General features: G+C 49.4%; 18 protein-coding genes and 1 pseudogene. 16 read left to right on the top strand and 3 right to left on the bottom strand.

Translation table 11 applies throughout. The annotated features are described in order from the left end of the window. Nucleotides 1-315 precede the first annotated feature (315 nt). On the bottom strand, nucleotides 316-1,314 hold the full coding sequence (locus tag GILYN3_RS07905) for an adenosine kinase (protein WP_049722338.1): 999 nt from the start codon (nucleotides 1,312-1,314) through the stop codon (nucleotides 316-318). 153 nt (nucleotides 1,315-1,467) lie between these two features. Between GILYN3_RS07905 and mrcB the strand changes: the two genes are divergently transcribed. The 11 genes from mrcB (at nucleotide 1,468) to GILYN3_RS07855 (ending at nucleotide 13,615) form a co-directional block, all read left to right on the top strand. After that, complete coding sequence (gene mrcB / locus GILYN3_RS07900) at nucleotides 1,468-3,813, top strand: penicillin-binding protein 1B (protein ID WP_049722337.1); 2,346 nt, start codon at nucleotides 1,468-1,470, stop codon at nucleotides 3,811-3,813. A gap of 47 nt (nucleotides 3,814-3,860) precedes the next feature. Beyond that, nucleotides 3,861-4,373 (top strand): tetratricopeptide repeat protein, encoded by a 513-nt coding sequence (locus GILYN3_RS07895; protein WP_049722336.1) that lies wholly within the window; start codon nucleotides 3,861-3,863, stop codon nucleotides 4,371-4,373. Between the two features lie 905 nt (nucleotides 4,374-5,278). Next, nucleotides 5,279-5,608: a hypothetical protein gene (locus GILYN3_RS16630; RefSeq protein ID WP_157484877.1), complete on the top strand. Its 330-nt coding sequence runs from the start codon at nucleotides 5,279-5,281 to the stop codon at nucleotides 5,606-5,608. 81 nt (nucleotides 5,609-5,689) lie between these two features. Further along, nucleotides 5,690-6,112: a hypothetical protein gene (locus tag GILYN3_RS07890; RefSeq protein ID WP_049722335.1), complete on the top strand. Its 423-nt coding sequence runs from the start codon at nucleotides 5,690-5,692 to the stop codon at nucleotides 6,110-6,112. Between the two features lie 85 nt (nucleotides 6,113-6,197). Further along, nucleotides 6,198-6,767, top strand: a complete 570-nt coding sequence (locus GILYN3_RS07885) for a Rossmann-fold NAD(P)-binding domain-containing protein (RefSeq protein ID WP_049722334.1) — start codon at nucleotides 6,198-6,200, stop codon at nucleotides 6,765-6,767. A 155-nt stretch (nucleotides 6,768-6,922) separates the two neighbouring features. Beyond that, nucleotides 6,923-7,189, top strand: coding sequence for a hypothetical protein (locus GILYN3_RS07880; RefSeq protein WP_157484876.1), 267 nt, complete (start codon nucleotides 6,923-6,925; stop codon nucleotides 7,187-7,189). Nucleotides 7,190-7,649: 460 nt separating this feature from the next. Continuing rightward, nucleotides 7,650-7,811 carry a GRAM domain-containing protein gene (locus GILYN3_RS17060; RefSeq protein WP_198147328.1) on the top strand — a complete coding sequence of 54 codons (162 nt, stop codon included), beginning with the start codon at nucleotides 7,650-7,652 and terminating at the stop codon, nucleotides 7,809-7,811. A gap of 268 nt (nucleotides 7,812-8,079) precedes the next feature. Then, nucleotides 8,080-8,439: a VOC family protein gene (locus tag GILYN3_RS07870; protein ID WP_049722331.1), complete on the top strand. Its 360-nt coding sequence runs from the start codon at nucleotides 8,080-8,082 to the stop codon at nucleotides 8,437-8,439. Between the two features lie 162 nt (nucleotides 8,440-8,601). Then, complete coding sequence (locus GILYN3_RS07865) at nucleotides 8,602-9,048, top strand: hypothetical protein (RefSeq protein WP_049722330.1); 447 nt, start codon at nucleotides 8,602-8,604, stop codon at nucleotides 9,046-9,048. Between the two features lie 62 nt (nucleotides 9,049-9,110). Then, nucleotides 9,111-10,475 carry an efflux RND transporter periplasmic adaptor subunit gene (locus GILYN3_RS07860; protein WP_049722329.1) on the top strand — a complete coding sequence of 455 codons (1,365 nt, stop codon included), beginning with the start codon at nucleotides 9,111-9,113 and terminating at the stop codon, nucleotides 10,473-10,475. Continuing rightward, a complete protein-coding gene (locus tag GILYN3_RS07855; RefSeq protein WP_049722328.1) occupies nucleotides 10,472-13,615 on the top strand; it encodes an efflux RND transporter permease subunit in 3,144 nt (1,047 codons plus the stop codon). The genes GILYN3_RS07860 and GILYN3_RS07855 overlap by 4 nt, the downstream gene beginning before the upstream one ends. A 67-nt stretch (nucleotides 13,616-13,682) precedes the next feature. Here the strand turns inward: GILYN3_RS07855 and GILYN3_RS07850 are convergent, their stop codons facing one another. Continuing rightward, entirely contained in the window at nucleotides 13,683-14,723 is a 1,041-nt protein-coding gene (locus GILYN3_RS07850) for a zinc-binding alcohol dehydrogenase family protein (protein ID WP_049722327.1), read from the bottom strand. 133 nt (nucleotides 14,724-14,856) lie between these two features. On the opposite strand from GILYN3_RS07850, the gene GILYN3_RS07845 reads away from it, so the two are divergent. The 4 genes and pseudogenes from GILYN3_RS07845 (at nucleotide 14,857) to GILYN3_RS07835 (ending at nucleotide 19,876) form a co-directional block, all read left to right on the top strand. Further along, nucleotides 14,857-15,783 (top strand): LysR family transcriptional regulator, encoded by a 927-nt coding sequence (locus tag GILYN3_RS07845; protein ID WP_049722326.1) that lies wholly within the window; start codon nucleotides 14,857-14,859, stop codon nucleotides 15,781-15,783. A gap of 357 nt (nucleotides 15,784-16,140) precedes the next feature. Continuing rightward, nucleotides 16,141-18,762 carry a delta-60 repeat domain-containing protein gene (locus GILYN3_RS07840; protein WP_049722325.1) on the top strand — a complete coding sequence of 874 codons (2,622 nt, stop codon included), beginning with the start codon at nucleotides 16,141-16,143 and terminating at the stop codon, nucleotides 18,760-18,762. Nucleotides 18,763-19,285: 523 nt separating this feature from the next. Continuing rightward, nucleotides 19,286-19,396, top strand: a pseudogene (locus GILYN3_RS17035) (excalibur calcium-binding domain-containing protein); the annotation flags it as partial. An 84-nt stretch (nucleotides 19,397-19,480) separates the two neighbouring features. Then, complete coding sequence (locus GILYN3_RS07835; RefSeq protein ID WP_049722324.1) at nucleotides 19,481-19,876, top strand: hypothetical protein; 396 nt, start codon at nucleotides 19,481-19,483, stop codon at nucleotides 19,874-19,876. A 190-nt stretch (nucleotides 19,877-20,066) separates the two neighbouring features. Here GILYN3_RS07835 and GILYN3_RS07830 read toward each other — a convergent pair whose 3' ends face one another. Beyond that, nucleotides 20,067-23,210 (bottom strand): TonB-dependent receptor, encoded by a 3,144-nt coding sequence (locus GILYN3_RS07830; protein ID WP_049722323.1) that lies wholly within the window; start codon nucleotides 23,208-23,210, stop codon nucleotides 20,067-20,069. Between the two features lie 323 nt (nucleotides 23,211-23,533). Between GILYN3_RS07830 and GILYN3_RS07825 the strand changes: the two genes are divergently transcribed. Further along, on the top strand, nucleotides 23,534-24,733 hold the full coding sequence (locus tag GILYN3_RS07825) for an endonuclease/exonuclease/phosphatase family protein (protein ID WP_084005196.1): 1,200 nt from the start codon (nucleotides 23,534-23,536) through the stop codon (nucleotides 24,731-24,733). Nucleotides 24,734-24,752: the final 19 nt, after the last annotated feature.

Raw genomic sequence — 24,752 nt, 5'->3', positions numbered from 1 at the left:
CCGAACGGAGGCCTATTTTAGGGGGTAAGCAAACAAGGATGTTTGCACAAGCTATCGTCAGGCAAGGAATTGCCTGACGATGCGGCCCCCTAAAATGGGTTGGAGTGAGGGAACCCGTTAGGGTCAGACGCCGGGGTGGCCTTTGACGTGCAGGGATGCACTAATGCCGCGAGCGCATGGATGCGCAGGAGCGGCCTTTTGGTTACTTTGCTTTGGCCAAACAAAGAAAAGTTACTCGCCACGCTCGGCGATGCGAGCTTATAAATAAAGCCCGCGTCAGCGGCAGCCTCCACTCTTAAATTAAAAGCACAGCACTTAAAAGTACTGTGCTTTTAATTCTTCATGCTGCTCAGCACGCAACCGTGGGCCGTACTGGGTAACCACTTTAGTGGCCGCTAGGTTGGCAAACTCGCCAGCGCGCTGCATGGATTCACCTTGGCTTAACGCATACAAAAAGGCACCGGCGTACATGTCGCCCGCGCCATTGGTGTCAATTGCCTTAGCTTGTGCGGTGGGAATTTCTAACAGGTTATTGCCGTCGTACACGACCGAGCCTTTGGCGCCTAAGGTAATGGCAAAAGTCTTGGCGATAGGTTTGAGCGCAGTAATAGCGTCAGCCAAGGTTTCGGTGCCGGTGTAGCCCAGCGCTTCATCGCCGTTGCAAAACAGTAAATCAACACCGCCGCCAATCATCTCGGCCAGACCGTCGCCAAAAAACTTCACCATGGCAGGGTCCGATAAGCTGAGTGCGGTGCGAGTATTGTTGGCCTCGGCCAGTTCACGCAGCTTAATGGCAGCGGCGCGGCCGGTGTCGGAGCTAACTAAGTAGCCTTCGATGTAAGCCCACTGGGAGGCGGCAATGGCGGCTTCGTTTAACTCATTTACCGATACGGTCGCGCTGATGCCCAAAAAGGTGTTCATGGTGCGTTCGGCGTCGGGGGTAATCATCACTAGGCATTTACCGGTGATACCATCGTGGCTGCCTAAACTTGTGGGGTAGGCGACGCCAGCATCGCGAATATCGTTTAAGTAAAAATCGCCGTTGTCATCGCCGGCGACTTTGCAGGAGTAAAAGTTGCGGCAGCCAAAATAGCCGGCGGCAATAATGGTGTTGGCGCCCGAGCCGCCGCTGGCGCGCTGCGAGGCGATGTCGTTATCTTGCAGATAGCCAATAAGCTCGGCCTGACGAGCTTCATCCACCAAGGTCATTACGCCCTTATCTACGTTCATACGAGTTAGATCGTCGTCGCTAACGGTAATTTCGGTGTCTACCAGCGCGGCGCCGATGCCATAGATGTGGAATTGATCAGTCATGTTGAGCCTTTAATATGGGGGTAAGGAACACAGAATCGTCGTAAGTGTCGGACAAATCACGCATCGACGTTGTATTTGGGCGCACATTATGCAAAATAAGCGCGCTCTAATCAAAGTGCGAGTAATTCGCTTGCCGCTAATACAGAATTATCTATGACCAAACGCCGTACACCCGCCCCACGCCGTAAATCTCGTAAAAAGGCTTCTGCTAAAAAGCGCCACGGTTGGGCGCTGCTTAAACTCTGGTTTTGGTACGCGGTAGGCTTTGCCGTCATCGCCGCTGGCCTGTGGGTGGTGTACCTAGATTTTGTGGTGCGCAATAAGTTTGACGGTAAAAAATGGTCGCTGCCGGCACGGGTATACGCCCGCCCGCTGGAGCTATATGAGGGTATGGCGCTAACCCCAACGCTGCTCGAAAGTGAGCTAAATGCATTGGGCTACCGCTTTGTGAGCCGAGTGTCGGCCCCAGGGCAGGTGAGTAAACACGCCAGTGGCGGACAAGTAGGCTACGACATTCACAGCCGAGGCTTTGAGTTTTGGGACGGCCGTGATAAAGCCCGCCGGTTTGGTTTAACGCTTAATCGGGGCCAGGTATCGCGCTTAGTCAGCGGCGATAAACCCTTGGCGCTCATGCGGCTCGAGCCCGAGCAGATAGGCGGCATTTACCCCACCGCGCAAGAGGATCGGCTGTTGGTGCAGCTGTCTGATTTACCGCCGCTGCTGGGTGAGACGTTACTGGCGGTCGAGGACAAAAACTTTCTAGATCACTACGGCGTGTCGCCCTTGGCTATTGCTCGCGCCGCGTGGGTTAACTTGCGCTCGGGCAATGTGGTGCAAGGCGGCAGCACGTTAACCCAGCAGTTGGTAAAAAACTTTTACCTAACTCACGAGCGCTCTCTAACTCGCAAAGCCCAAGAGGCGGTGATGTCGGTATTGCTAGAGGTGCACTACAGCAAGTCTGAGATTTTAGAAACCTACGTTAACGAGGTGTTCTTGGGCCAGAGCGGGGCGCGGGCGATTCACGGCTTTGCCTTGGCCTCGCAGTACTACTTTCGCCAGCCAGTGTCAGAGCTAGACACACCCAAAGTGGCCCTATTGGTGGGCATGGTGAAGGGCGCGTCTTACTACAACCCGTGGCGCAACCCCGAGCGCGCCAAAAAACGCCGCGACATCGTCTTGCTGGTAATGCACCGCGAAGGCCTAATTGACGACGCCGAATTTAAGCGCGCCAAAGCCGCCTCGCTGGGGGTGGTAGAGCCCGGCAGCAATGCGCAAACCACGTACCCGGCGTATGTTCAGTTGGTAAAGCGCCAGCTGGCCCGCGAGTACCAAGATGAAGATTTAAAAAGCGAAGGCTTGCGCATTTTTACCACGCTCTCACCCATGGTGCAGCGCCAAGCCGAAAAAGCCGTGGCCGAGCGCTTAAAATCACTCGAGTCGCAACACAAAGTAGAGGACTTACAAGCCGGTATGCTGGTCACCTCGGTGGGTGCCGGTGAGGTATTGGCACTGGTGGGCGATAAAAACCCCCGCTACGCAGGCTTTAATCGCGCGCTGGATGCCCACCGCCCGATTGGCTCGCTAATGAAACCGTTTGTCTATCTCACCGCGCTAGAACAGCCGGCGCAGTACAACTTAGGCACCACCATATCGGATGCACCGGTAACCGTCACCAGCGATGACGGCCAATTGTGGCAGCCGCAAAACGCCAGTCACCGCAGCCATGGCGAGGTGCCGTTAATTGATGGCTTGGTTCACTCGTACAACCAGGCGTCGGCTCGTTTGGGTATGCAACTGGGGCTGGCGCAAGTGGCCAATACCCTAGAGCGCGCCGGGTTTGAAGGCTATATACCACCGGTGCCGGCCATGACGTTAGGCTCGGTAGAGATGTCGCCCTTTGAGGTCGCGGGCGTCTACCATACGCTGGCCGCCGAGGGCAGCTATACCCCGCTGCGAGCGATTCGCGACGTGTTAACCGCCACTGGCGAGCCGCTTAAACGCTACCCGCTGCGTATCGAACAGCGCTTTAAACCGCAAAGCGCGTTTGAGCTGCAATACGCGCTGCAAGCGGTCCTGCGCGAAGGCACCGGTCAGCGTGTGTATAATCAGTTTCCGGCCGACTTACCGCTAGCGGGTAAAACCGGCACCACCAACGATCAGCGCGATAGCTGGTTTGCCGGTTTTAGCGGCGAGCACTTAGCGGTGGTTTGGGTGGGCCGCGATGACAACTCGGCCACGCCGTTAACCGGCAGTGGCGGTGCGCTACAAGTATGGGCCGATTTAATGACCCAGCTACCCACCCGTGGCGTAAACTTAACCCCGCCCGATGGCGTCAGCTTTGACTGGCTTGACCACGCCACTGGCGCTCTCAGTGCCGAGGGTTGTGAAGGTGCCATTTGGGTGCCGCTAGAGACGGACTTTGCCCCCAGCCGCGCGGTTGAATGCTTGTTAGATCAGCAGCAGCGCGAGAACAGTTGGTGGCATCGCTTTTGGAATTAAATGTAATGCGGCTCAAGTGTCGAGCCAAACAAACTAGGCAAAATATTATGCAGTGTGCAGTAAACAAGCTCGGGTCGCTGTTGGCGATTGCCTTATTAGCGGGTTGTGCCAGCCAAGTAAACACCCATGGTGGCGCACCGGTAGAAGACAGCAACACCAGTGTTAGCGTACCGGGTATGCCAGCCCCCACGCAGCCCGGCAGTGACACTACAAAGCAAGACCAACAAGATAAACAAGACAACAGCGGTTGGCGAGTTGTCGAACCTGTGGCCGAGCCCAAAGCGCCTGTGCAAGTGCGCAGTAACTCAGCGGTAGATGCGCTGCTGGCTCAAGGCCGCTCAGAATACCAAAGCGGCGATTACAGCCGCGCCATTGCCAGTGCCGAGCGCGCGCTGCGGATCGATCGCCGCAACCCGGCGGTGTATTTGTTACTGGCCGAGAATTACCTGCGTTTGGGCAATAGCGATCAGGCGCAGCAATTTGCGCAACAGGGGTTGCGTTATAGCCGTGATGATTACACGGTTAGTGCTGCGTTGCGGGGGGTGTTGGGGGAGTTGTAGTTTGGCTTTTGTCATACCGGACTTGAGCCGGTATCCAGTGACTTAAGCTAGCTACGTAGTGAGCGGGTGCCACACGATTACATTGGTTGACTACTGCCTTGTGTGCCCTCGGTCGCCGGGCGGGCGAGTTACTTCTTGCGATGCGGCAAGAAGTAACCAAGAAGCGCACCCCGGCATCTCAGCCCTAACGGGTTCCCTCGCTCCGGCCTATTTTAGCGGGCCGCATCGACACGCCGTCCATGGCGTGGCGATGCTTGCGCACGTGTCCATGCGTGCTTACCCCCTAAAATAGGCCTGCGCTCGGCTGGCTGCAGGGGGCCCAAAAGCGGCACTTCGTAGTTGCTTGGGTAAGTCTTATGCCGGTACATTGTGCTTGGCATAAAAATCATTATCGGTTAGTCTTATTCAATAATAAGTGCTTAGACAGTATCGGTACGTATTCAAATGGAGAGTAGTGTTTAAATGGATGTTTGGTTTTACCCCCCCCCCGTTTATCCTCTTTCTCTTGGCTCCTTTACAACTAAAACGCGTAACCGCGAATGTGTTGTGAGCAGGCTTACGTTTAATCGTAAAAATAGCGCACACCGGAGTCTCAAACTGCGCTAAATTCAACGGTGAACATGAGACGGCTTACTTTTAGATTCTGAAATCGCAATAATAAATTTGATGTTTGGTAAATGTTTCAGAGGCTTAAAGATCAAAATTCACGGTATTTAATAGATATGATACATTGCCGTCTGCTGTTCAAGTTGGCTTCTTTACCTTTCTACAAAACCGCGCCAAAGTTAGGAAAACAATATGCTTTACAGTGAGTTGGGTTGGTTTTTTAAAAGCTTTCTAGGCGTGTTACATTGCCATGTGCATTTTTCAACACGCACATTAATAAGCTGTTAAGCATACAAAATATGAAACGGACTCTAGTAATAATTCTGACAGTTTTATTGGCCTCCTGTGGAGATGATGCAATAGTGCATCGCTCAGGCGAATCAACTACTACCAAAGTGGTTGCTCTTACATCTGAAAATGAAATCTTTGTTCAGGGTGTAGAGAATCCGATGTCCATGGCTGAATTTGATCGTTATCTTTCAAAGCTAATATCTGGCAACGAATCATTTAGCTTTGTAATCCAGTCCAGTTTGGGTGCTGATAGTGAGGTTACAAGAGGCATAGTTGAGTTTATTCAAAAACACGGCGTTCCTAAACGTCATATTGCGGTGGCCAAGCCAAATGCTTAACAAGGCGGTTTTGTCGCCTTCGGCTGGGACTGCCATTCCGCTGGCGCTCCATGTCAGCCCCAAACCGCGGCGTTATATTTTATGAAACTTATTTTTCTCACTTTAATTCCGATACTTCCTATTCTCGCATTCGGAGAATGTAAAGTTGAAGTTGAGTCTATAAAGCCCTCGGTTAAAGAGATTCTTGCCCCGTTACATGAACAAAATAACTATTTTATATCCAAATCAGACTTCAAAGAAGCATACGATAGCGTGATCTCTTTGAAGTCTGATGTTGATTTATGTGAAGAGTACTTCATGGAGTATGAGTGGGAGAATTATCATTTCAGTAGGTGGGGCGAGAAAAGCGACGAGTACTTCAAATACTCGCTAGAGCTTACAAGTATCACAATGCAGCTAAAAGCAGCGTATGAATCTTTTGAAATAGGTATTTTTAGGCCGTTTGTCTTTAAAACAGGAAAATGGGAAGAGGTTGCTAATGAGTTCTATGACGAGAAAATATAACACAGTCAAGATCGCCTTCGGCTGGACCTCCTTTCACTCGGTCCTTGCTGCGGGCGTTATGAATCACTGAACTGGGGAATATATTTTGATAGCAGAATCGTTTGCTGTAATTGTTGGACTACTTGGGCAATTTCGTTCGGAACGAGGGGGCCAAGCTCAAGTGGAATTTAATGATTTTATGGAATGGCTTACTAAAGCCAATCATGTGGAAATTAAAGAGCTTCTTGAGTTGAATGTAAATACTACAATTCACATTAAGGCTCTTTTAAATCAAGACCATAAAGTTTTCAAAGAAAAGTTAGACAAAATTGATAAAGCCATAACTGCGTTTGCTAGTACTATTGAGGGTTTCGATGTTTTAGCGAATGCAGTTAATCCAAACGCTGTACTTTCAACCCAAGCAGTCAATATTCTCGAACAATTTCAGGAATCAGGAGCTACAAAGATTCTCGAATTAAAAATGATGGGGGGAACTCAATACAAGTTTCTAGAAACTAGTGGCTCTTTAGATATAGCGGATTTTAGGTTTGTGGAAGATGATCTTAAAACATTAATTGAATATGGCTTACTTCGTCATGATTATAATTCAAAGGGTGATAATCTCTATATATTTACACGGGCAGCATCTCGTCTAGTTAGTAATGTAAATTCATAACAAACGCTTTAAAACGGAACTAAAACAGTGGGTTACGTTTCGCTTCACTACACATTTTAACCCACTATTTTGGTCCGCTTGAGCGGGCGTTATGCGCCACGAGGAACTAAATAATTAAGCGGATATTTTTAACTATTGCAATATTGTTAATTATTTTGAGTGTTGTTTCATATTTCACGCAAGGTAATGCATGGTTGCCATTAATGGTTCTTTTAGGTGGAGTAATTGGCGTGCCAATGGGTTTACTTTATCCATTCCCACTACTAACCAAAATAGCAATGGTCGTTGGTCTCGCTCTATCTTTGCTGGCTGTCATTTATGGCTTTAAAAATAGTAAAATATTAACCGGCCAGGTTTGTGCAATTGCGGGTATTATAGCTTGGTTACTTATTGGTTTAATGGGCCTGGGAACTGGTACATGAATTCAGCGCATAAAAAATCAAGGCATTGGACAAAGTGCTGCGCACTTCGCCCATGCTTGAGGCGTTATGAATACACAAGGGTTTAGACTATGAGCAAGAATCAGAAGCTCGCTTTTTGGTCAATGTATATCGGATTCTGCTTCGTAGCTACAGCATTAATTTACCCACAAGGAGCATTCAAAAACCTGGAGCTTGGTGGGGCATCGCTACTTACAATTTTGTATTTGAGCGTGGCATTGCTAATTCGCTGGTACATAAAATCGAATCCAAGGGCTATCGAAAGATGGTTTCAGTGACAAATCAAATTCATAACCAAGCCATTAAATGCGCTCCCTTTGATCGCCGGACGCTCGTTCCTCGCGCTGTTTATGGCGGGCGTTAGGCGCTTAATATAAATTCAGTGTTAGCTGTTATAAAAGGAATTATGATGAAAGTAGAGTTAAATCCAAGTGAAATTTAAATCAAAGAAGGTGGTGCCAACCTCCAAAAAAATATTGAAACTGTTGGAGGGGAACTTCATTTAACCAATCAGCGTTTAATTTTTAAATCTCATAAAATTAATATCCAAACAGGTATTACAGAGATTCAGTTATCTGACATAAAGTCGGTAAAAAAATGTTGAACTAAGTTTTTAGGCTTTATTCCTATAATTCCGAATTCGTTGGCTGTTAAAACGATTGATGACAAAGTATTTAGCTTTGTACTTTTTGGTCGAAGTTCATGGGAGTCAGCTATTTTGTCACAAAAATCATACAAGGAACGGAAGTCGTGTTAAATCAATCATACAAGCTATCATGGCGCCAGTTTCGCGGCTGGGACGGCTTACTTTGCTCGTTTTTCGCTACGTTTCAGTCGTCCCATATACAGGTGTATGCATTCAGGAGAACGTCATGAAGGGAACGGGGAAAATCAACTATGTCGAGATTCCGTCAAGGGATCTTGAGGCAACGAAGGCATTTTTTGCTTCGGCTTTTGGGTGGTCATTCGTTGACTATGGTTCCGAGTATGTGGCTATTGAGAATGCCGGATTAGATGGCGGCTTTTACAAATCCGACAAAGTATCTTCCCCCGAAAGTGGTAGCGTATTAGTCGTTCTTTATAGTTCAGAGCTTGAGGAAACCTTGAAGAGGGTCACGTCGTCTGGCGGCAAGGTGGTTCAGGATATATTCAATTTCCCTGGTGGGCGGAGATTCCACTTTACTGATCCAAGTGGAAATGAATACGCTGTTTGGTCTGAGCCCGATGCATAATCAGGCTATTAAATACGTTGCCTGCGGCCAGCGGATCTCGCTTTAAGTCAGCCAGTTACCTCTGTGTTAGGCGAGTTGTCACGCCGATAAGCTCCACAACGCCTACAAAACTTAAAGTTTAAGCGGTACGTCATATCTAAAAAGTAGTGATATACTCAACCCATGTTAAAACAGCAGTTACGCCAATTTGTACTCGTACTGGTTATCGTCTGTCAGGCGCTGGCCGGTACTTTGGCGACTGCCTCCCCGATGGTCAATAGCGCGGCTATGCAGGGTGCGGTTATGACAGGTGCGGTTATGAACAGTGCCGATATGGCGCACTGCAAAACCGGCACGATGGATATGAGCACAATGTCTGGCTCGGAGCATGGCGTTCATCCTGCCCATCAAATGAGCGGCGCCGATGCTAAAGATACGGCTGAGACAAGCGCTAACCACGCGTGTGATAACAGCTGTTGTTGCCCTGGGGCTTGTTCTAGTGCGGCGGCTATTTTACCGCAGTTTGCATTAACACTAGGCGCTAACCGCGCCACTGAATTTATGTTTATTGCTCACTCACTGATTGACCTTTCTCTAGCAGACCACTTACGTCCTCCCATTATCGCCTAACACAAGACAGTTACGTCCGCGTTTTGCGCGGTTAACCGATCATGTTTGGGTGAACACTTCGTATGAACAAGTTTTTGATGGCTGCGGCCGCGCTTGCTATTGTGCTTTTGGCTTATAGTGCCGGCGTATACCTTCCCTCTGTGCTGCCTACTAATGGCGGCTTATTAACCACGCCAACCGCGCCCGGCGCCCAGCGCAAGCCGCTGTATTGGGTGGCGCCTATGGATGCCTCTTTTAAGCGGGATGGGCCGGGTAAGTCTCCTATGGGGATGGATCTTGTCCCAGTCTATGCTCAAGCCGATAGCGCTGACAGCACAGGCGATGTACGCATTAACCCCACGGTGCAACACAACCTTGGCTTGCGTACCGCCAGCGCTTATTTCAGCACTATGGTAACGCCATTAACGGCGGTAGGGCGGGTCGATTTTGATCGCCAAGCGTTGCGGCATTTTCATTTGCGCGCGACCGGTTGGGTGTCTAAGTTGTCGGTAGTGGCCGAGGGTGATCCGGTGACTAAAGGGCAAAAGCTGTTTGAGTTTTATTCGCCGGAAATTTTAAATACCCAACAAGAATATTTATCGGCGCTCACGGGTAATCACTCCGCGCTGGCGCAATCGGCGATCTTAAAGCTTAAGGCCCAGGGCGTTAGTGAGCGAGAGATAAACGCCATTACCCGCGAGCGAAAACTGCGGCCACAATTGTCTTACTACGCCGATCGCGACGGTTACGTAGCTGCCATTAACATTTCTAATGGCAGCTACGTACAGCTCGATCAAAGCACTTTGTCTATTGGTACGCTCGATAATGTTTGGGTGCTGGCCGAGGTGTTTGAGCGCAACGCGGGTTTATTGCAGCAGGGGCAAGCGGTTACGCTTACCAGCCGCAGTTATCCGGGGCAGCAATGGCAGGGCCAAATAGAGTATGTGTACCCGGTACTAAACCCGGCTAATCGCACGGTTAAGGCGCGTATTGTTTTTGCTAATCGTGATGCGCGACTAAAGCCCAATATGCTGGTGGATTTAGCTATTGCGGCGGCACCGGCTGACGACACTTTAGTGATACCCGCAAGTGCGGTGATTCGCACCGGGCAATCGACCCGAGTGGTGCGCCAAATCAGTGATGGGGTTTTTCGCTCAAGCCGTATCCAGGTAGGGCGCACGTCTAATGGTAAAACTGCGGTGCTCAAAGGTTTAAATGAGGGCGATCGGGTGGTCATTAACGCGCAGTTTTTAATTGATTCAGAATCCAATATAGATGCCGAGCTGATGCGTATGGAATCGGCGGCGCAAAAGAATGCCGGTGATCATTCAAACATGCAGCCCGATGAAATGAATCATTCCGAAATGGATCACGGCGGTATGAATCACGACAGCATGGATCACAGCAATATGAATCACAGCAGCCAAGCTCAGCAGGTGGCGCCATGATTACTAAGCTAATTTACGCCTCCATTAAACATCGTGGCTTTGTGCTGTTGGCAAGTGTGGTGTTGTTGCTGGTGGGAGTGCGAGCGCTGTACCAAACCCCTGTCGATGCAATTCCCGATTTGTCTAACGTGCAGGTGATTATTAAAACCAGCTATCCCGGGCAAGCGCCGCAAGTGGTGCAAGATCAGGTCACCTACCCGCTAACTACGGCGATGTTGTCGGTGCCCAATGCGCGCACGGTGCGGGGGTTTTCTTTTTTTGGCGATTCTTACATCTACGTTATTTTTGATGAAGGCACCGATTTGTATTGGGCCCGCTCGCGGGTATTGGAATATTTAAGCCAAGTAAGCGCTCAGCTGCCCAGCGCCGCCAAGCCCGAGCTGGGCCCCGATGCCACTGGGGTAGGTTGGGTGTTTAACTATGCCTTAATTGACCGAACAGGCCAGCACAGCTTAGAGCAACTGCGCAGCGTGCAAGATTGGTTTTTAAAGTTTGAGCTGCAAGCAGTATCTGGCGTGGCCGAGGTGGCCAGCGTTGGCGGTATGGTACGGCAATACCAAGTGGTGGTAGACCCAAACAAGCTGCGCGCTTATCAAATGCCGCTGGCCCATGTACGCAGCGCCATTGCCCGCGCCAACCAAGAAACCGGCGCATCGGTGATCGAAATGGCCGAGGCCGAATACATGGTGCGGGTATCGGGTTATTTAAAAAGCTTAGATGACTTGCGCCAAGTGCCGTTAGGCTTAAGTGATGAGGGTACGCCTTTGTTGCTGGGCGACATTGCCGATATTCGCACTGGCCCACAAATGCGTCGGGGCATTGCCGAGCTAAATGGTGAGGGTGAAGTCGCCGGCGGCATTGTGATTATGCGCAGCGGTGAAAATGCCGCCGAGGTCATTGCAGCGGTAAAAACTCGGTTGGCCGAGCTGCAAAAAAGCTTACCCGACGGCGTTGAAGTGATCACCACCTACGATCGCTCGCGTTTGATCTTATCGGCCGTTAAAAACTTATACCAAAAACTTGGTGAAGAGTTTTTAGTTGTCGCGTTAATTTGTGCGGTATTTTTGTTTCATTTTCACTCGGCGTTGGTGGTGGCAATTAGTTTGCCGCTGGGTATTTTGTGCGCGTTTATTGTGATGAACTTGCAAGGCATTAACGCCAACATTATGTCGTTAGGGGGTGTTGCTATCGCCATTGGCGCTATGGTCGATGGTGCCGTGGTGATGATAGAAAACCTGCACAAACATTTAGAGCGCGCCGAGGCTAAACATGGCGGCCCGATTACCGGCGAGCAGCGCTGGCAAACTGTCGCAACGGCTGCGGCCGAGGTGGGGCCGGCACTGTTTTTCTCGCTGTTAATTATTACCGTGAGTTTTTTACCGGTGTTTGCGCTTCAGGCGCAAGAGGGAAAAATGTTTAGCCCGCTGGCGTTTACCAAAACCTACGCCATGGCTGCCGCTGCGGGGTTGGCCGTTACTTTGGTGCCGGTGCTTATGGGCTATTGTATTCGTGGGCGTATTCTTGCCGAGCATAAAAATCCCATTAACAGGGGATTAGTTGCGGCGTATCGGCCGGTATTGGCCGCGGTGTTGCGCGCACCTAAAACGGTGTTGTTATTAGCACTGCTGTTAATGTTGGTGGGTTTGTGGCCGGCGAAACATTTGGGCACCGAGTTTATGCCGCCGCTGGATGAGGGCGATTTAATGTATATGCCCACCACCTATACGGGTTTGTCGATTGGTAACGCGCGGCAAATTTTACAACAAACCGATAAGATTATTAAAACCCTGCCCGAGGTAGATACTGTGTTTGGCAAAATCGGCCGCGCCGAAACCGCCACCGATCCCGCGCCATTAACCATGATCGAAACCGTGATTCAGTTTCACCCGCGCTCCCAGTGGCGCGCCGGGGTAACGCCTGAATCGCTGCGCCAAGAGCTTGATGCGCTGCTCGACTTTCCGGGTTTAACCAACGCCTGGGTTATGCCCATTAAAACCCGTATCGATATGTTGGCCACCGGCATTAAAACCCCCGTGGGTATTAAAATCGCCGGGCCTGATTTAGCCGTGATTAGTGCTATTGGCCAACAGCTAGAAACGCTGCTGGCCGATTTAGACGGCACCGCCTCGGTGTACGCCGAACGGGTTGCGAGTGGGCGCTATGTGAGTATTGATATCGACCGTTTAAAGGCCGCGCAATTTGGGCTTAATATTGTCGATGTGCAAACGCTAGTGAACACGGCGGTGGGTGGCGCGGTGGTTACTCACACTGTCGAGGGCGCAGCGCGTTATCCCGTTAATTTACGTTATCCGCAAGCGTATCGCGAATCGCTTGACGCTCTGGAGTCGTTACCAATTGTGACCGAAAACGGTGTAACACTAGCGCTTGGTGATGTGGCGCGGGTTGTAATCGAGGATGGCCCAGCCGCGATTAAAAGTGAAAACGCGAAAATAAATGGTTGGGTTTTTATCGACACTCAAGATACAGACCTTGGTCATTATGTACAACGGGCGCAGCAATTGGTTGCGAGTGAGCTGCAACTGCCCGCCGGTTACTCGATCAGCTGGGCCGGGCAGTATGAATACATGGAGCGCGCCCGCGACCGGCTGATGTTGGTGTTGCCAATGACCTTAGGCATTATTGTATTGCTGTTGTACGTAAACTTTAGACGCATGACCGAGGTGCTGTTAATTTTAGCCACGCTACCGTTTGGTTTACTGGGCGGGGTTTGGTTGCTGTTGGCGCTTGGCTACAATTTATCGGTCGCGGTGGCGATGGGCTTTATCGCCCTGGCGGGTGTTGCGGTCGAGATCGGGGTGTTGATGTTGGTGTACCTTAATATCGCCTACCAAGAGGTTGTATCGCAATGCGCGCAAGAAGGCCGCGAGCTAACCCGCGTCGATGTGCAATTGGCGGTGTTGCAAGGCGCGGGCTTAAGGTTACGTCCCATTGTGATGACGGCCTGCACACTGTTTGCCGGTTTGTTACCGATTATGTTTGGCGCAGGAGCAGGCTCGCAAATTATGCAGCGCATTGCGGCGCCTATGGTGGGGGGCACCTTCACCACGCTGGTGCTTACGTTGTTGGTGTTGCCGGCGGTTTATTTGCTTTGGCGGCAGGTGGGGGTTAAGGGGGCTTGATGTCGGCTTTGGCCGGCATCAAGAAAATTAGCTCCGCCTCAGGCGGAGCTTGAAAAGCACCGCTGGCTTAAAAACCTTCCAGAACAATCTTACCTACGGCTTGATTAGACTCAATATGCGCGTGAGCGCGCTTTAGGTTTTCGGCATTTATGGTGCCGTAGTGCTCGCCTAGGGTGGTTTTAATTACGCCTTTATCAATAAGTTGTGCCAGCTGGGTTAACAGCTCGTGCTGCTTTTGCATGTCCCAGGTGTTAAACATCGAGCGGGTAAACATTAGCTCCCAGTGCAGAGATAGTGATTTTAGCTTTAGCTTCATCACATCAAGGCCGCCTTGTGGGTCGTCAATTAAGGCGAGTTTGCCTTGCGGGGCGAGTGCCTCTACCAGTTGATCGTAGTGTTGCTCGGTGTGGGTAAGGCTAATCACGTGGCTGACGTCTTCTATCCCCAGTGCGTTAAGTTGCGGCACTAGCGGCTGATGGTGATTGATTACATGGTCTGCGCCTAGCTCTTTTACCCAGCGTTGGCTTTGCTCGCGTGAGGCGGTGCCAATGACTATGGCGTTGGTGAGCTTGGCGGCCAGTTGGGTCAAGATAGAGCCTACACCACCGGCGGCACCGATAATTAATAGTCGCGCTTGCGGTGCATTTGATGAGGCACCCGCTTGGCCATCTAATAGTGGGGTAAAGTCCAGCCGGTCAAACAGCAGCTCCCACGCTGTGATACCAGTAAGGGGCATGGCGGCGGCTTCTACGTTTGAGAGCGAGCTGGGTTTTGCACCCACGATGCGTTCATCGACTAACTGAAACTCGGCATTAGAGCCGGTGCGAGTAATGTCGCCGGCGTACCAGACCAAATCGCCGATGTTAAACAGTTGCGCTTGATCACCGGTGGCGACGACTTCACCTACCGCATCCCAACCTAAAATTTTATGCTGACCGGCATCGGGCTTGGCACCGCTGCGCACTTTGGTGTCCACTGGGTTGACCGAAATTGCGTGAATTTTAACCAGAAGGTCGCGGCCAGTGGCGGTGGGTGTATCCAGCTGGATGTCTATTAAGGCGCTTGCTTGATCGATGGTTTGAGGCTCTAAATAACCGACGGCTTTCATATGTGATTCCTTGTTAAGTGTCATACTGAGTTATGTTTGGGGCCGTTAGGTAACGGCGTAGGGCTATTATTGATCGTACAGAGCGTGCTATAAATAGGGTAATAGCCAAAACATAATCAAAAATTATTTGACAATGAATACAGCCGATCTTGCTCTTTTTGTTCATACCGCCGATTGCGGCAGTATTACCCGCGCCGCCGAGCAGCTGGATATTACCACTGCGGCAGCCAGTGCAGCGCTTAAGCGGTTAGAGCGCCAGCTTGGGGTGCAGCTGTTTATTCGCTCGACTCGGCAGCTTAGAATCACCAATGAGGGCGAGCGCTTTTTGCTGTACTGCCGCAAAGCGTTAGATAACCTTGCGGCGGGGCGCGCCTCGATTCATGCACTGGAGGGTAAAATTGCCGGTGAGTTACGTGTCTCGGCGCCCTCTGATTTAGGCCGCAACCTGCTGCTTGGCTGGATCGATGACATTATGGATCAGCATCCAGCGTTGTCGATTAACTTAATGTTGGGCGATTCATTGGCCGACTTTTTTCTCGATCGGATGGATTTGGCGATCCGCTACGGCAAGCAGGATGATTCATCGCGGGTAGCCTTTAAGCTGGCCAGTCTTGAGCGGGTGCTGTGTGCCGCGCCCGATTATTTGGCCAAATTTGGTACGCCGCAAACTCCCGAGGAGCTAACTCGCCACAATTGTTTGCTGTTTCAGGTCAGCAACCGCACTTACGATGTTTGGGATTTTGTGCCGACACAGGGCGTGGGCGCTAAGTCATCGGAGTCGGTTAATATACGGGTAGCGGGTAACCGCTGTGCTAACGATAGCGATGTCGTGCGGCGCTGGATGGTGGCGGGTAAGGGGATTGCATTTAAGTCACGCATCGAGATGGCACCAGATTTACAAGCGGGGCGAGTCGTACGGGTGTTGTCTGAGTATCAATCTCCCCCCATCGATTTACACTTGGTTTGCCCTAACCGAAAACAAATTACGCCAGCGGTTTTACTGCTGCGCGATATTCTGCGCGAGCGCTTTGCCTTGCGGCTAAAGCAGCCTGACCAATAGCGCGTATAAAAACACGTTAGAGCTTTAACGCGGAGTAATAAAGTTGTACACAGGAGGGGGCCGATTCGCTAGCGCGAGATAAAGCCTAAGCAACCATCTTAGATGTAATAAAGTGTTACATATAAGGCTCAAGTTAATGTTTTCACACAATATTAATAGTCATTATTATTTGTTGTGATAGACTCGGCCCAATAAAGTTATATTTGTGCTCGAGATGGAATGATGTACGCAACGGACAGCTCTGCCTACTGGTTTATCGCCGCAATTTCATTGCGCATACATTCCCCGTATAAAATATCTATTGCGCGCTCTCGCACTGACAGGATTCATGTTTTTTAAACTTTAAGGAGAAAGAGCATGCGAGTAAATCCACTCTATATTGCAACATTATCGGCGATAATGCTGACCTCTTGCGGAGGTTCGAGCAGTTCATCAGATTCCGATTCCAATACCGTTACTGTTAATCAAACTGTGTCCGGCGAGACATCTACCACCTCTATGCAAGTTGCTGATGGTGGGGCATTTGATGTTGATCTGGGGCTAGCAGCAGGTTTTGGGGTTGTTTCAGCGGCAGGGTGTGGTGGTAGTCTTATTGAAGAAAATGATGAGGTTATTTTTCGGCTTTCGTCGGTGACGCAAAGTTGTGATGTCGATATATCTATCGAGCAAAAGCCTAATGCTTTAAAAGTAGTTTCTGAGCCTCAGGCTGTAAAAATAAGCTGGGATAGCTCTCTAGAGGTAGACATTTTATGGTCTACAGACCCTAATTGTGACTGGCAAAACTACGCATCTTGTGAAAACGCGGGTGCGCAAATGGGTGTGAATGCAGGTGAAGGGGTTTGGGATTCTGCCTCCGCCGATTTGTTGCTGGGAGAAAGCTACTATTTTGTTTTACAGTCGGATGCTGGTTTTTCGCCGCTGGCAGCGGGTAAGCCGTTAGTTCAATCTGCAAGCAATAGCGAGCTTGCGGTGCTTGTTGACGATAAGTTATATGTCACTTCAAACGATAAAGCCTACACAACATTTACGTTGGCTCAGGTCGATGGCGCGGACGGTCTGTTAACGGGAGCTTTACCACAGGTTAATGGCATCGTAAATTCTGTCGTGGCCGATAATGATGGCTGGATTATTGCCGGTGAATTCGATGCCGTGGCTGGAGTGCCTCGCGCTAATATTGCACGGATTAACCTTCAGGGAAGTGTCGATAAAGATTGGAATATTTCAGTTGATGGTGAAGTTAATTATCTGGAAATAGTCGCTGACCATCTCGTTCTAGTTGGAGACTTCACTGCGGTCGATGGCTTCTCTCGCCAAGGTGTCGCGCGGCTGGCCCTTGCGACAGGGCAGTTGCCAACGATAGCGAATAACGAAAATTATACTGAAGCTTACCAATGGCAAGATGTCTCGTTGGCGGGTGATACACTCTATATTGCATCTTATGAACCGAAAGAGAACGGTGGTTTTGGTGATGGTGTACTCAGTGCTTTAAGTGTTTCAAGCGGCGAGTGGTTATGGCATCACGTGTTAGCCGGAAAGATAATGAGCATCAGCGCTAATGCTGATGGAGTTTTCTTTGCTCACGCTTATACTGAAACAATAATAAGTGCATATGATCTTGGATTTATTAACACGGCGGGTGAGCTGAGTGAGTGGCAGCCGCAGCTGGCCGATAACACCTTTATTGTTGATATAGCCGTTGATGGTGATACGTTGTATGCGTTTGATATGCCAAATCGAACTGTCCCTACTTACCCTATAGCCTTTGATGTAGAAACGGCTGCAGAGGTATCTTGGACTTTGCCGGAACACAGTGATACAGCCTTCTTTGCTCAGACCAATGAGGGACTGCTGCTTTTAGGTTCTTTTGTTAACGGTGAAAATGAGCCGCTAGGAGCCTACAATATTACTACCGATTCACTGATTAATATCCCCGCACAACCTTTGGGGGCAATTAACGATCTAGAAGTATCGCAGGGTAAATTTTTGCTTGCAGGTTATATGGGCTGGTTCAAGCTGCAAACTCAAAGCTTGCAAGTGTACCAAGCCGATACTGGCTTATTTGAAGGATCGTTAGGTGAAGTGGATGTGTCGGCCACGAATGATATGGTTGAACACAACGGTGTTATATATTTAGGTTTAGAACACGGTGGTGTCGTTCTAGTCGAGGGCTCTAACCCTCCTGTTTACAAACCGGCTTATAATTTTACACGTACGGTCAGAGTATCGGATGGGAAAGAAGTAGATTGGCCTTTAGAGGTCAATGCTCCGATTGACGCGCTTGAACTGTCTGGTGACACACTGTTTATAGCGGGTGAGTTTACCGAGGTTAACGGTGAGAGTCGTAATGGTTTCGCCGCATTTGATTTTTCAAGCAATACCTTGCTGGATTGGAACGCAGCTATTGATGGCAGTGTTGTAACCTTGGCGACGGTTGAGGATAAACTGTACATTGGTGGACAGTTTACAAGCGTCGATGGCGAAGATCGTAATGGTGTTGCCCAGTTTGACATTGCTAGCGGCCAATTAACCGACTTTGAAGTTGATGCCGAAGCTCTAGACAAAATTGATATTCAAGAGCTTGAGGCCAATGAGAATGTTTTGATTATTGGTGGTGCAGATAGCTCGGAAAAATCGCTTTACTCGGTTAATACTTTTAATGGTGAAATCGTCAATCCAATATTAACTTCCAGCCAAGTCTTAGGATCGGTAGAAGTCGCGTTACTTGATGGCCTGAATGTGTACCTTGGGGGCGATATGATGACGATGGATGAAGATCTTGGTTGTTGTCATAAGTTCTTGACTTACGATTTGTCTAGCTGGTCAGCTGACACTTTGGGATTGGAGCCCAATGCCCAAGTCGCAGATATAATTCTGGATGGCGATACTCTGTACCTGTTTGGCTCTTTCAGCTTTATTGCCGGTCGGGCTCATCAGCCAGTAATTGCGATTGATAAAAATACTGGCAATGTTATTTGGTAGTATAATTTTTTAGTGCTATACAGTGTTTAAAAAGGCCAGCAATAGCTGGCCTTTTTATATGGGCTCTTTTTTATATGTGCTGGATGTAGGTGTTGGGGTAGGTATACAAATGTTAACTGTAGGTCTTAGGCTTAGGTTTTAACGTTAGGCCGTAGAATTAGGCATCGTGGTCGTTTATAAAAATACAGTTGCTTATTTTTTAAATAGTATAAAAAGTTATAAGTGAATCTTTTTAGCTTAAGTATTGAATCCCATGTAGAGTTCTCTATAGCTAAAGTGCAATTAACCGAAAGCTATCTGTTGGAATAATTTTTATAGCTTTTTTGGCAAAGAAGGGTTATATAAATCCAAGTGAGTTTGAATAATGATAAAGAAAGTCTTAGTTATGGGTGTGCTGGCGTTCGCCGGCTGGACGCTGTACTAAGATCGAATGGTAACTGATGAGTCGCGGGTAACCCAAAGGCCTATAAATTAACATAAGCCTTCTAACCAAAAATTTAGCTGTGATGGGCGTCAACACTGCAGTCAAATGACCTCTAGGCAAGAGGCCGTTTTCTTTATTAGAAACTGCCCAGATACCAAAATGGATGGTGATCATGACGGTATTCCTTGCGAGAATGACTCCAGATTTTAATTTTATGCGTTGGCAATTGTGTGCCGCGTGTTAAATCTCTTAAAGCCAATGGTGCTTTAAGTCCCTACCTGATGAGGAAACTCTATGTTTAAGTTATCTGCTGTTGTTATGGCGTTGTTAATCAGTGTTACATCTTTCGCCGAGCAAAAAGTCCATAAGCAACCTGAAGATTCAATATTGCTGACGGTTTTTTTAAAACATGATCAGAGCAATAGCTTTGAGGAATATCAGCAGATTCTAGAGGAGCAGAACTTTTTTGAGAGTTTTCCTCCAGAGGGGACTTCTGTTGTAAATTGGTACGTAATGATGGGTATAGGGCAGGTGGTGACACTAGAGGTTCCCGCCAACAAGCTGCGCGATGTTAATTTGGCGGTAGAGAAAAGCGCTTGGAAAGCCTTTAGCAATGAGTTCTATCCAACCTATAACCTTTATCCGGTGTTCAAAGACAAGCTCAAGAATAAGGCTAAGGTGTCTTATTAATTAGAGTTGCTATGCAACATACAAAGCTGAGGGCGTGGTACATTTTAGGTTAGAAAGATAGCCATCAAAGATGTGTTATTTGTATTATAAACGCTTAGGTTTAGAGCCGGTTATAAAAAAGCCCAGCGCGGCATGACGCAACGCTGGGCTAATCTAATTGGTGTTACTTTTTGCTGTTGATTTAAGTGCTTTAGAACTCGTAACGCAAGCCTAGACGCAGCTCCCACAACGAGGAGCTACCTACGCGGGTTGGGCCTGCGGGATCGCGGAACTTCTCATACACATAGCGACCTTGATCATCCATGCTGGCATCGACGGCGGCCTGCGCACGGGGGAAGCTTGTTTCGTAGTTCACGCCCCACTCGTCATTAAGCAGATTGCCTAGGTTTTCTACGACTAAGTAAATAGATGAGCTGTGTCCATCCATAATACCCGGAAGCTCTTGCTCGATTTTTAGATCGATCTTAGTCCACCAGTTACTGTTTAGGCTGTTGCGTTCAAGGATTTCGCCACGCTCCAAGCCTTCGTCATCAATCCATTGGTTGAATGCTGCCACGTCAAAATCGTCACCGTAAACGACATTGCTATCGTTAGTGTCGGGCACGTACAACAGGTGGCGCGATACAAAGCCTGTCGAGTCGCCAAACATACTGCCTTGGTTGAAGGTGTAGCTGTAAGGGCGACCTTTGTTGGCTGAACCAAACAGAGTAATGCGCGTTTCATAGTCGTCAAATAAAGCAGCTTCATAGGCGATTTTGGTGGTAAAGCGGTGCGGGATATTGTAGTTGGATGTCTCGGCACCGGGGTTTTCTGGGTCGCTGGTCGCTAAGTTGGTGTAGTTAGAGTAGGCCACCGAGCTGGTCATTGGATTTACGTCCTTGGCATCGCTATAGGCGTAACCTGCTGCCACTTCTAAACCAACATCGAAGTACTTACTGGCCCCTACCGAAATGGTTAGCGCATCGCCAGAGTCGCCTTTGACGTTGGTTAACATGAAGTCTTGCGAGCGACCATCAATACTGCCATAGGTTGGGCGGCCATCAAGTGCGGTGCCAGTGGCAACTCGTGAGATGTCAGAAATAATAGCGGAGTCTTCATATTGGCTGTAAAGAATGTCTCCCGACACAATCAGATCACCAGAAAACTCATAGCTAGCACCTAAGGCGTATTTCCAAACCGAGGGTAGATCGAACTCAGGGTCCAGTAAGTTCACGCCACCGTTAGAACCTTGATTGTTGGCGACTTGGTCATATAGGCCTTGTGGAATGTCGTAAATTGGCCGGCCTTCGCCGCTAAATGCCATATCTAAGATCGAGTCACCAGAGCGATCTTGAACTTCGATCTGAGTGACGCCGTCGTTTGAGTAGTTGTTTGATAGCCAAACATTGGGGTTGCCGCCTGAGTATAAGCCCACGCCACCGTGAATTTCTAACACGTCAGTGAGGTTCCAGTTAAACCCAATACGTGGTTGTAATAGGTCGGCCTCGTCTAAGTTTTGCGCACTGTTAATATGGTAGGCCGCTAAAATATCGTAGTTTTGTGTAGGCTTGTCATCACTCTCGTAGTAGTCATAACGCAAACCCGCCACAATTTTTAAGTCGCCGCCATCTAAAAATATTTCATCTTGTAAATACAAAGTGTTAATCGCGTACTCAAACTGAGCGGCGGCATCGGTTTTAACGTTGCTGCCTGCTGCGTTCTCGTAGGTGATGCGGCTGGGTGTACCCGCTTCAAAGTCGGCGATGGAGTCAAAACGGTATTCACCTTCAGATTCTTGGATGAACATGTTGAATACGTCAAAGGTTTCACGCTCGTAGCCGAAGGTGAAGGTTTGGTCGTCCATCCGATAGCTACCGGCAAGCTTAAGATTGAATGACTCGTAGCTTAGCTTGTTGGCGTGACGTGAGTCGTCCGAGCCCAGGTAGACGGTCGCTTCAGAAAAATTACCGTCGTTGTCGTGATCATTTTCGGTGCTGATTTGAACTTCACCAAAGTCAGTTCCGCCGAGAGATAATTGGCGGTTGTCCAGCTCTTGGTAGCCGATTTTAACTTCGGTCGAGAATGCATCACTCCAGTCAGAAAACAGCTGCCCTACATAAGAGGTAAGCTCTGCGCCACGTTCGTAGTAGTGATTAGAAAACTCAAGCTCGTTTGAGTCGCCATCGGATTGCGATATAGAGTAGCCATCGTTGTAGTTATAGGTAAGTGCGGCGCGGTGACTGTTGTTAATGTTCCAGTCAACTTTAACCAGAAGTTTTTCATCTTCTACCGGCAGGCTTGATGGAAAGTAGCCTGGATCGTAACCGTAAACGTCGTTGGAAATTCGCTCAATCTCGGCGATTTGTTGCGCTGATACACCTTCCACTGGGGTGGCGACGTTGGCATCGGCGGTGCCGCGATCAAAGGTGTTTACCCCGTCGAGTTTTTCGTAAGCGGCAAAAAAGAATAGCGTATCTTGAATGATAGGGCCGCCCACGCTGATGCCGTAACGCTGTTCATCAAAGGGGGCGATGTCAATGCTGTCGCCTTCTAGAGAATCGCCACCCATGGCGTCGTCGGTGTAATCAAAAAACACCGATCCGTGAAATTCGTTGGTACCCGATTTTGTTACCGCGTTGATATTACAGGCACTAAAGCCACCGTACTGTACGTCGAACGGCGCTAGCTCGACGGCGACTTGATCAATCGCATCGTAAGAGAACGGCATACGCTCGGTCGGATAACCGTTGCTGTTTAGACCGAAGTTGTCGTTCATGCGCACGCCGTCAACGGTCAGGCTGTTAAAGCGTGGGTTGGCTCCGGCACACTGAATGGCATCGCCAAAGGATTCGTCGATATACACACGGGGATCGAGGCGCACCACGTCTTTTAAGTCGCGATTAATGGCCGGTGCGTTTTTTAAATCTTGTAAGCTGAACGTGGTGTTGGGGCCAACCGCCGAAAAGTTTTGCTCTTGCAGGTTACCAATAATTAAAATTTCTTCGGTTTGCTGCTGGCCAACCACAACTTCTAGCTGATACGCATCGCCCAGCGATAAGTATACGTCTTGTACGGTGCGGTTGCCCTCGGCCGATGTCACGCTAACCGTGTAAGGCCCACCGACGCGTAAGCCGCGCGCGTTAAAGTGTCCGTTATCGCTGGTGGTGATCTCGCTTTGGCTATTAGATGGCGTATGAGTGATGGTTATACTGGCGTTATCCAGTGGTTGACCTTGGCTGTTGGTCACTTGTCCCTGGATCGCAGAAGAGGTTTCTTGAGCTATGGCTGGTAGTGCACTACCGATAACCGATGCTACTGCGACGACTAACGTCTTTCGTGTTAAGGTTTTTTTCATGGCGTTCTTTCCCATTAGGTTAATCCGTAGTTTTAGGCCAGCGCGTTATTTGTTTTGTCGTGCAGGTTTCTCCAGCGAACTCCGTTGCGGAGCTTCGCACATGGTGGTCGCAATCTGCGTGGAGATTTATTGGCGTTCTATGCACTGGCCCGAGGACTGTAACGAAGCAATGCGAAATTTCTGTGACTGGTAGGTGACAAAACAAAGTCAGCAGCGTGACAGAAGTGCTGTAGTTAGATAACACAGTAGTCACATAACACAGTAGTCATATAGCATGGGTAGACTGGCGGCTACGTCTTATGTCTCTAGTGGAAGCTTGCCAAATGAAACTGTATCGAACGTGTAGATTGGTTGGGGTATTAATGGTGTTAAGTAGTGCAGGCCACGGAAGTGAGATGTTTACTGATGATTCGGCACCGGATACGCTGCGTGTCGCCACTTTTAATGTAAGCATGGAGGCACGTAATTACCAGGCAGATACCGCCAAATTAAGCGCCGCGGTCTTGACCCGCGAACTGCGCAGCGCTAACAACCGGCAAATTCATCACATTGCCGAGATTATTCAGCGCGTGAGACCCGATATTTTGCTGCTCAATGAGTTTGACAACACCGCTCAAGCGGGCGAGCAGGCAGACACTTTAACTTTGTGGCAAAAAAACTATCTAGAGGTAGCGCATCAAGGTGCCGAGCCAATTCATTATCCCTATCACTATCGTGGCGAGGTTAATACCGGTGTGCTGTTGCGCCACGATGGCGACCACGCTATTAGTGCGCCGGCTGATGCTCACGGTTTTGGTTTTTACCCCGGCCATTACGGCATGGTGTTGCTCAGCCGCTATCCTGTTGATCTCGATGCGGTGCAAACATTTCAAAAGTTTGTCTGGGCCGATATGCCTAAAGCCGCACGGCCTTTAAACCCTGATGGAACGCCTTTTTACTCAGACGCTGTGTGGTCGCAGTTGCGTTTATCATCAAAGTCGCACTGGGATATTCCGCTTAAAATTGGCGAGAAAACCCTCCGGGTACTGGCCAGTCACCCGACTCCGCCAGTATTTGATGGGCCCGAGGACCGCAACGGAGCACGCAACCACGATGAAGTGCGCTTGTGGCTCGATTACATCAGTGGCAGCACAGAGTATTTATACAATGATGATGGCGAGCCTGCTCGATTGCATCTCGATACGCCTTTTGTACTATTGGGTGATCTCAATGCGTCGGCTGTGGCTGGTGATGGCCGGCGCGAGGCGATCACCGCACTGCTGCAGCACCCGAGGGTGCAAGATCCTAAGCCTGCTAGCCGCGGGGCTTACTTGGCTCGTCCAGATAGTAAAGAAAGCGCAAATCATACCGCCAGTTGGGGGCTGCGAGCAGATTATGTACTGCCCTCTACCGGCTTGACGGTAACGGGGGCCGGTGTGTTTTGGCCCGCGCCTGACGAGCCGCATAGTGATTTGATTGGGGCGCGCGGCATCAGCTCTGACCACCGTTTGGTGTGGGTCGATGTGCGCTTGGGGCAAGATTAATGCGAATATAGCCAGAGCA

The organism is Gilvimarinus polysaccharolyticus, from assembly GCF_001187555.1.
Lineage (GTDB): Bacteria > Pseudomonadota > Gammaproteobacteria > Pseudomonadales > Cellvibrionaceae > Gilvimarinus > Gilvimarinus polysaccharolyticus.
The sequence above is the reverse complement of the archived record's forward strand: the minus strand, read 5'-3'. Positions and strand labels throughout refer to the sequence as shown.

Excerpts from the sequence above, each read along its gene's own strand:
- GILYN3_RS07825 (WP_084005196.1), top strand. The coding sequence starts at position 23,534 with ATGAAACTGTATCGAACGTGTAGATTGGTTGGGGTATTAATGGTGTTA.
- mrcB (WP_049722337.1), top strand. The coding sequence starts at position 1,468 with ATGACCAAACGCCGTACACCCGCCCCACGCCGTAAATCTCGTAAAAAG.
- GILYN3_RS07860 (WP_049722329.1), top strand. The coding sequence starts at position 9,111 with ATGAACAAGTTTTTGATGGCTGCGGCCGCGCTTGCTATTGTGCTTTTG.
- GILYN3_RS07830 (WP_049722323.1), bottom strand. The coding sequence starts at position 23,210 with ATGAAAAAAACCTTAACACGAAAGACGTTAGTCGTCGCAGTAGCATCG.
- GILYN3_RS07840 (WP_049722325.1), top strand. The coding sequence starts at position 16,141 with ATGCGAGTAAATCCACTCTATATTGCAACATTATCGGCGATAATGCTG.
- GILYN3_RS16630 (WP_157484877.1), top strand. The coding sequence starts at position 5,279 with ATGAAACGGACTCTAGTAATAATTCTGACAGTTTTATTGGCCTCCTGT.
- GILYN3_RS07895 (WP_049722336.1), top strand. The coding sequence starts at position 3,861 with ATGCAGTGTGCAGTAAACAAGCTCGGGTCGCTGTTGGCGATTGCCTTA.
- GILYN3_RS07865 (WP_049722330.1), top strand. The coding sequence starts at position 8,602 with ATGTTAAAACAGCAGTTACGCCAATTTGTACTCGTACTGGTTATCGTC.
- GILYN3_RS07845 (WP_049722326.1), top strand. The coding sequence starts at position 14,857 with ATGAATACAGCCGATCTTGCTCTTTTTGTTCATACCGCCGATTGCGGC.
- GILYN3_RS07870 (WP_049722331.1), top strand. The coding sequence starts at position 8,080 with ATGAAGGGAACGGGGAAAATCAACTATGTCGAGATTCCGTCAAGGGAT.
- GILYN3_RS07890 (WP_049722335.1), top strand. The coding sequence starts at position 5,690 with ATGAAACTTATTTTTCTCACTTTAATTCCGATACTTCCTATTCTCGCA.
- GILYN3_RS07835 (WP_049722324.1), top strand. The coding sequence starts at position 19,481 with ATGTTTAAGTTATCTGCTGTTGTTATGGCGTTGTTAATCAGTGTTACA.
- GILYN3_RS07905 (WP_049722338.1), bottom strand. The coding sequence starts at position 1,314 with ATGACTGATCAATTCCACATCTATGGCATCGGCGCCGCGCTGGTAGAC.
- GILYN3_RS07855 (WP_049722328.1), top strand. The coding sequence starts at position 10,472 with ATGATTACTAAGCTAATTTACGCCTCCATTAAACATCGTGGCTTTGTG.
- GILYN3_RS07850 (WP_049722327.1), bottom strand. The coding sequence starts at position 14,723 with ATGAAAGCCGTCGGTTATTTAGAGCCTCAAACCATCGATCAAGCAAGC.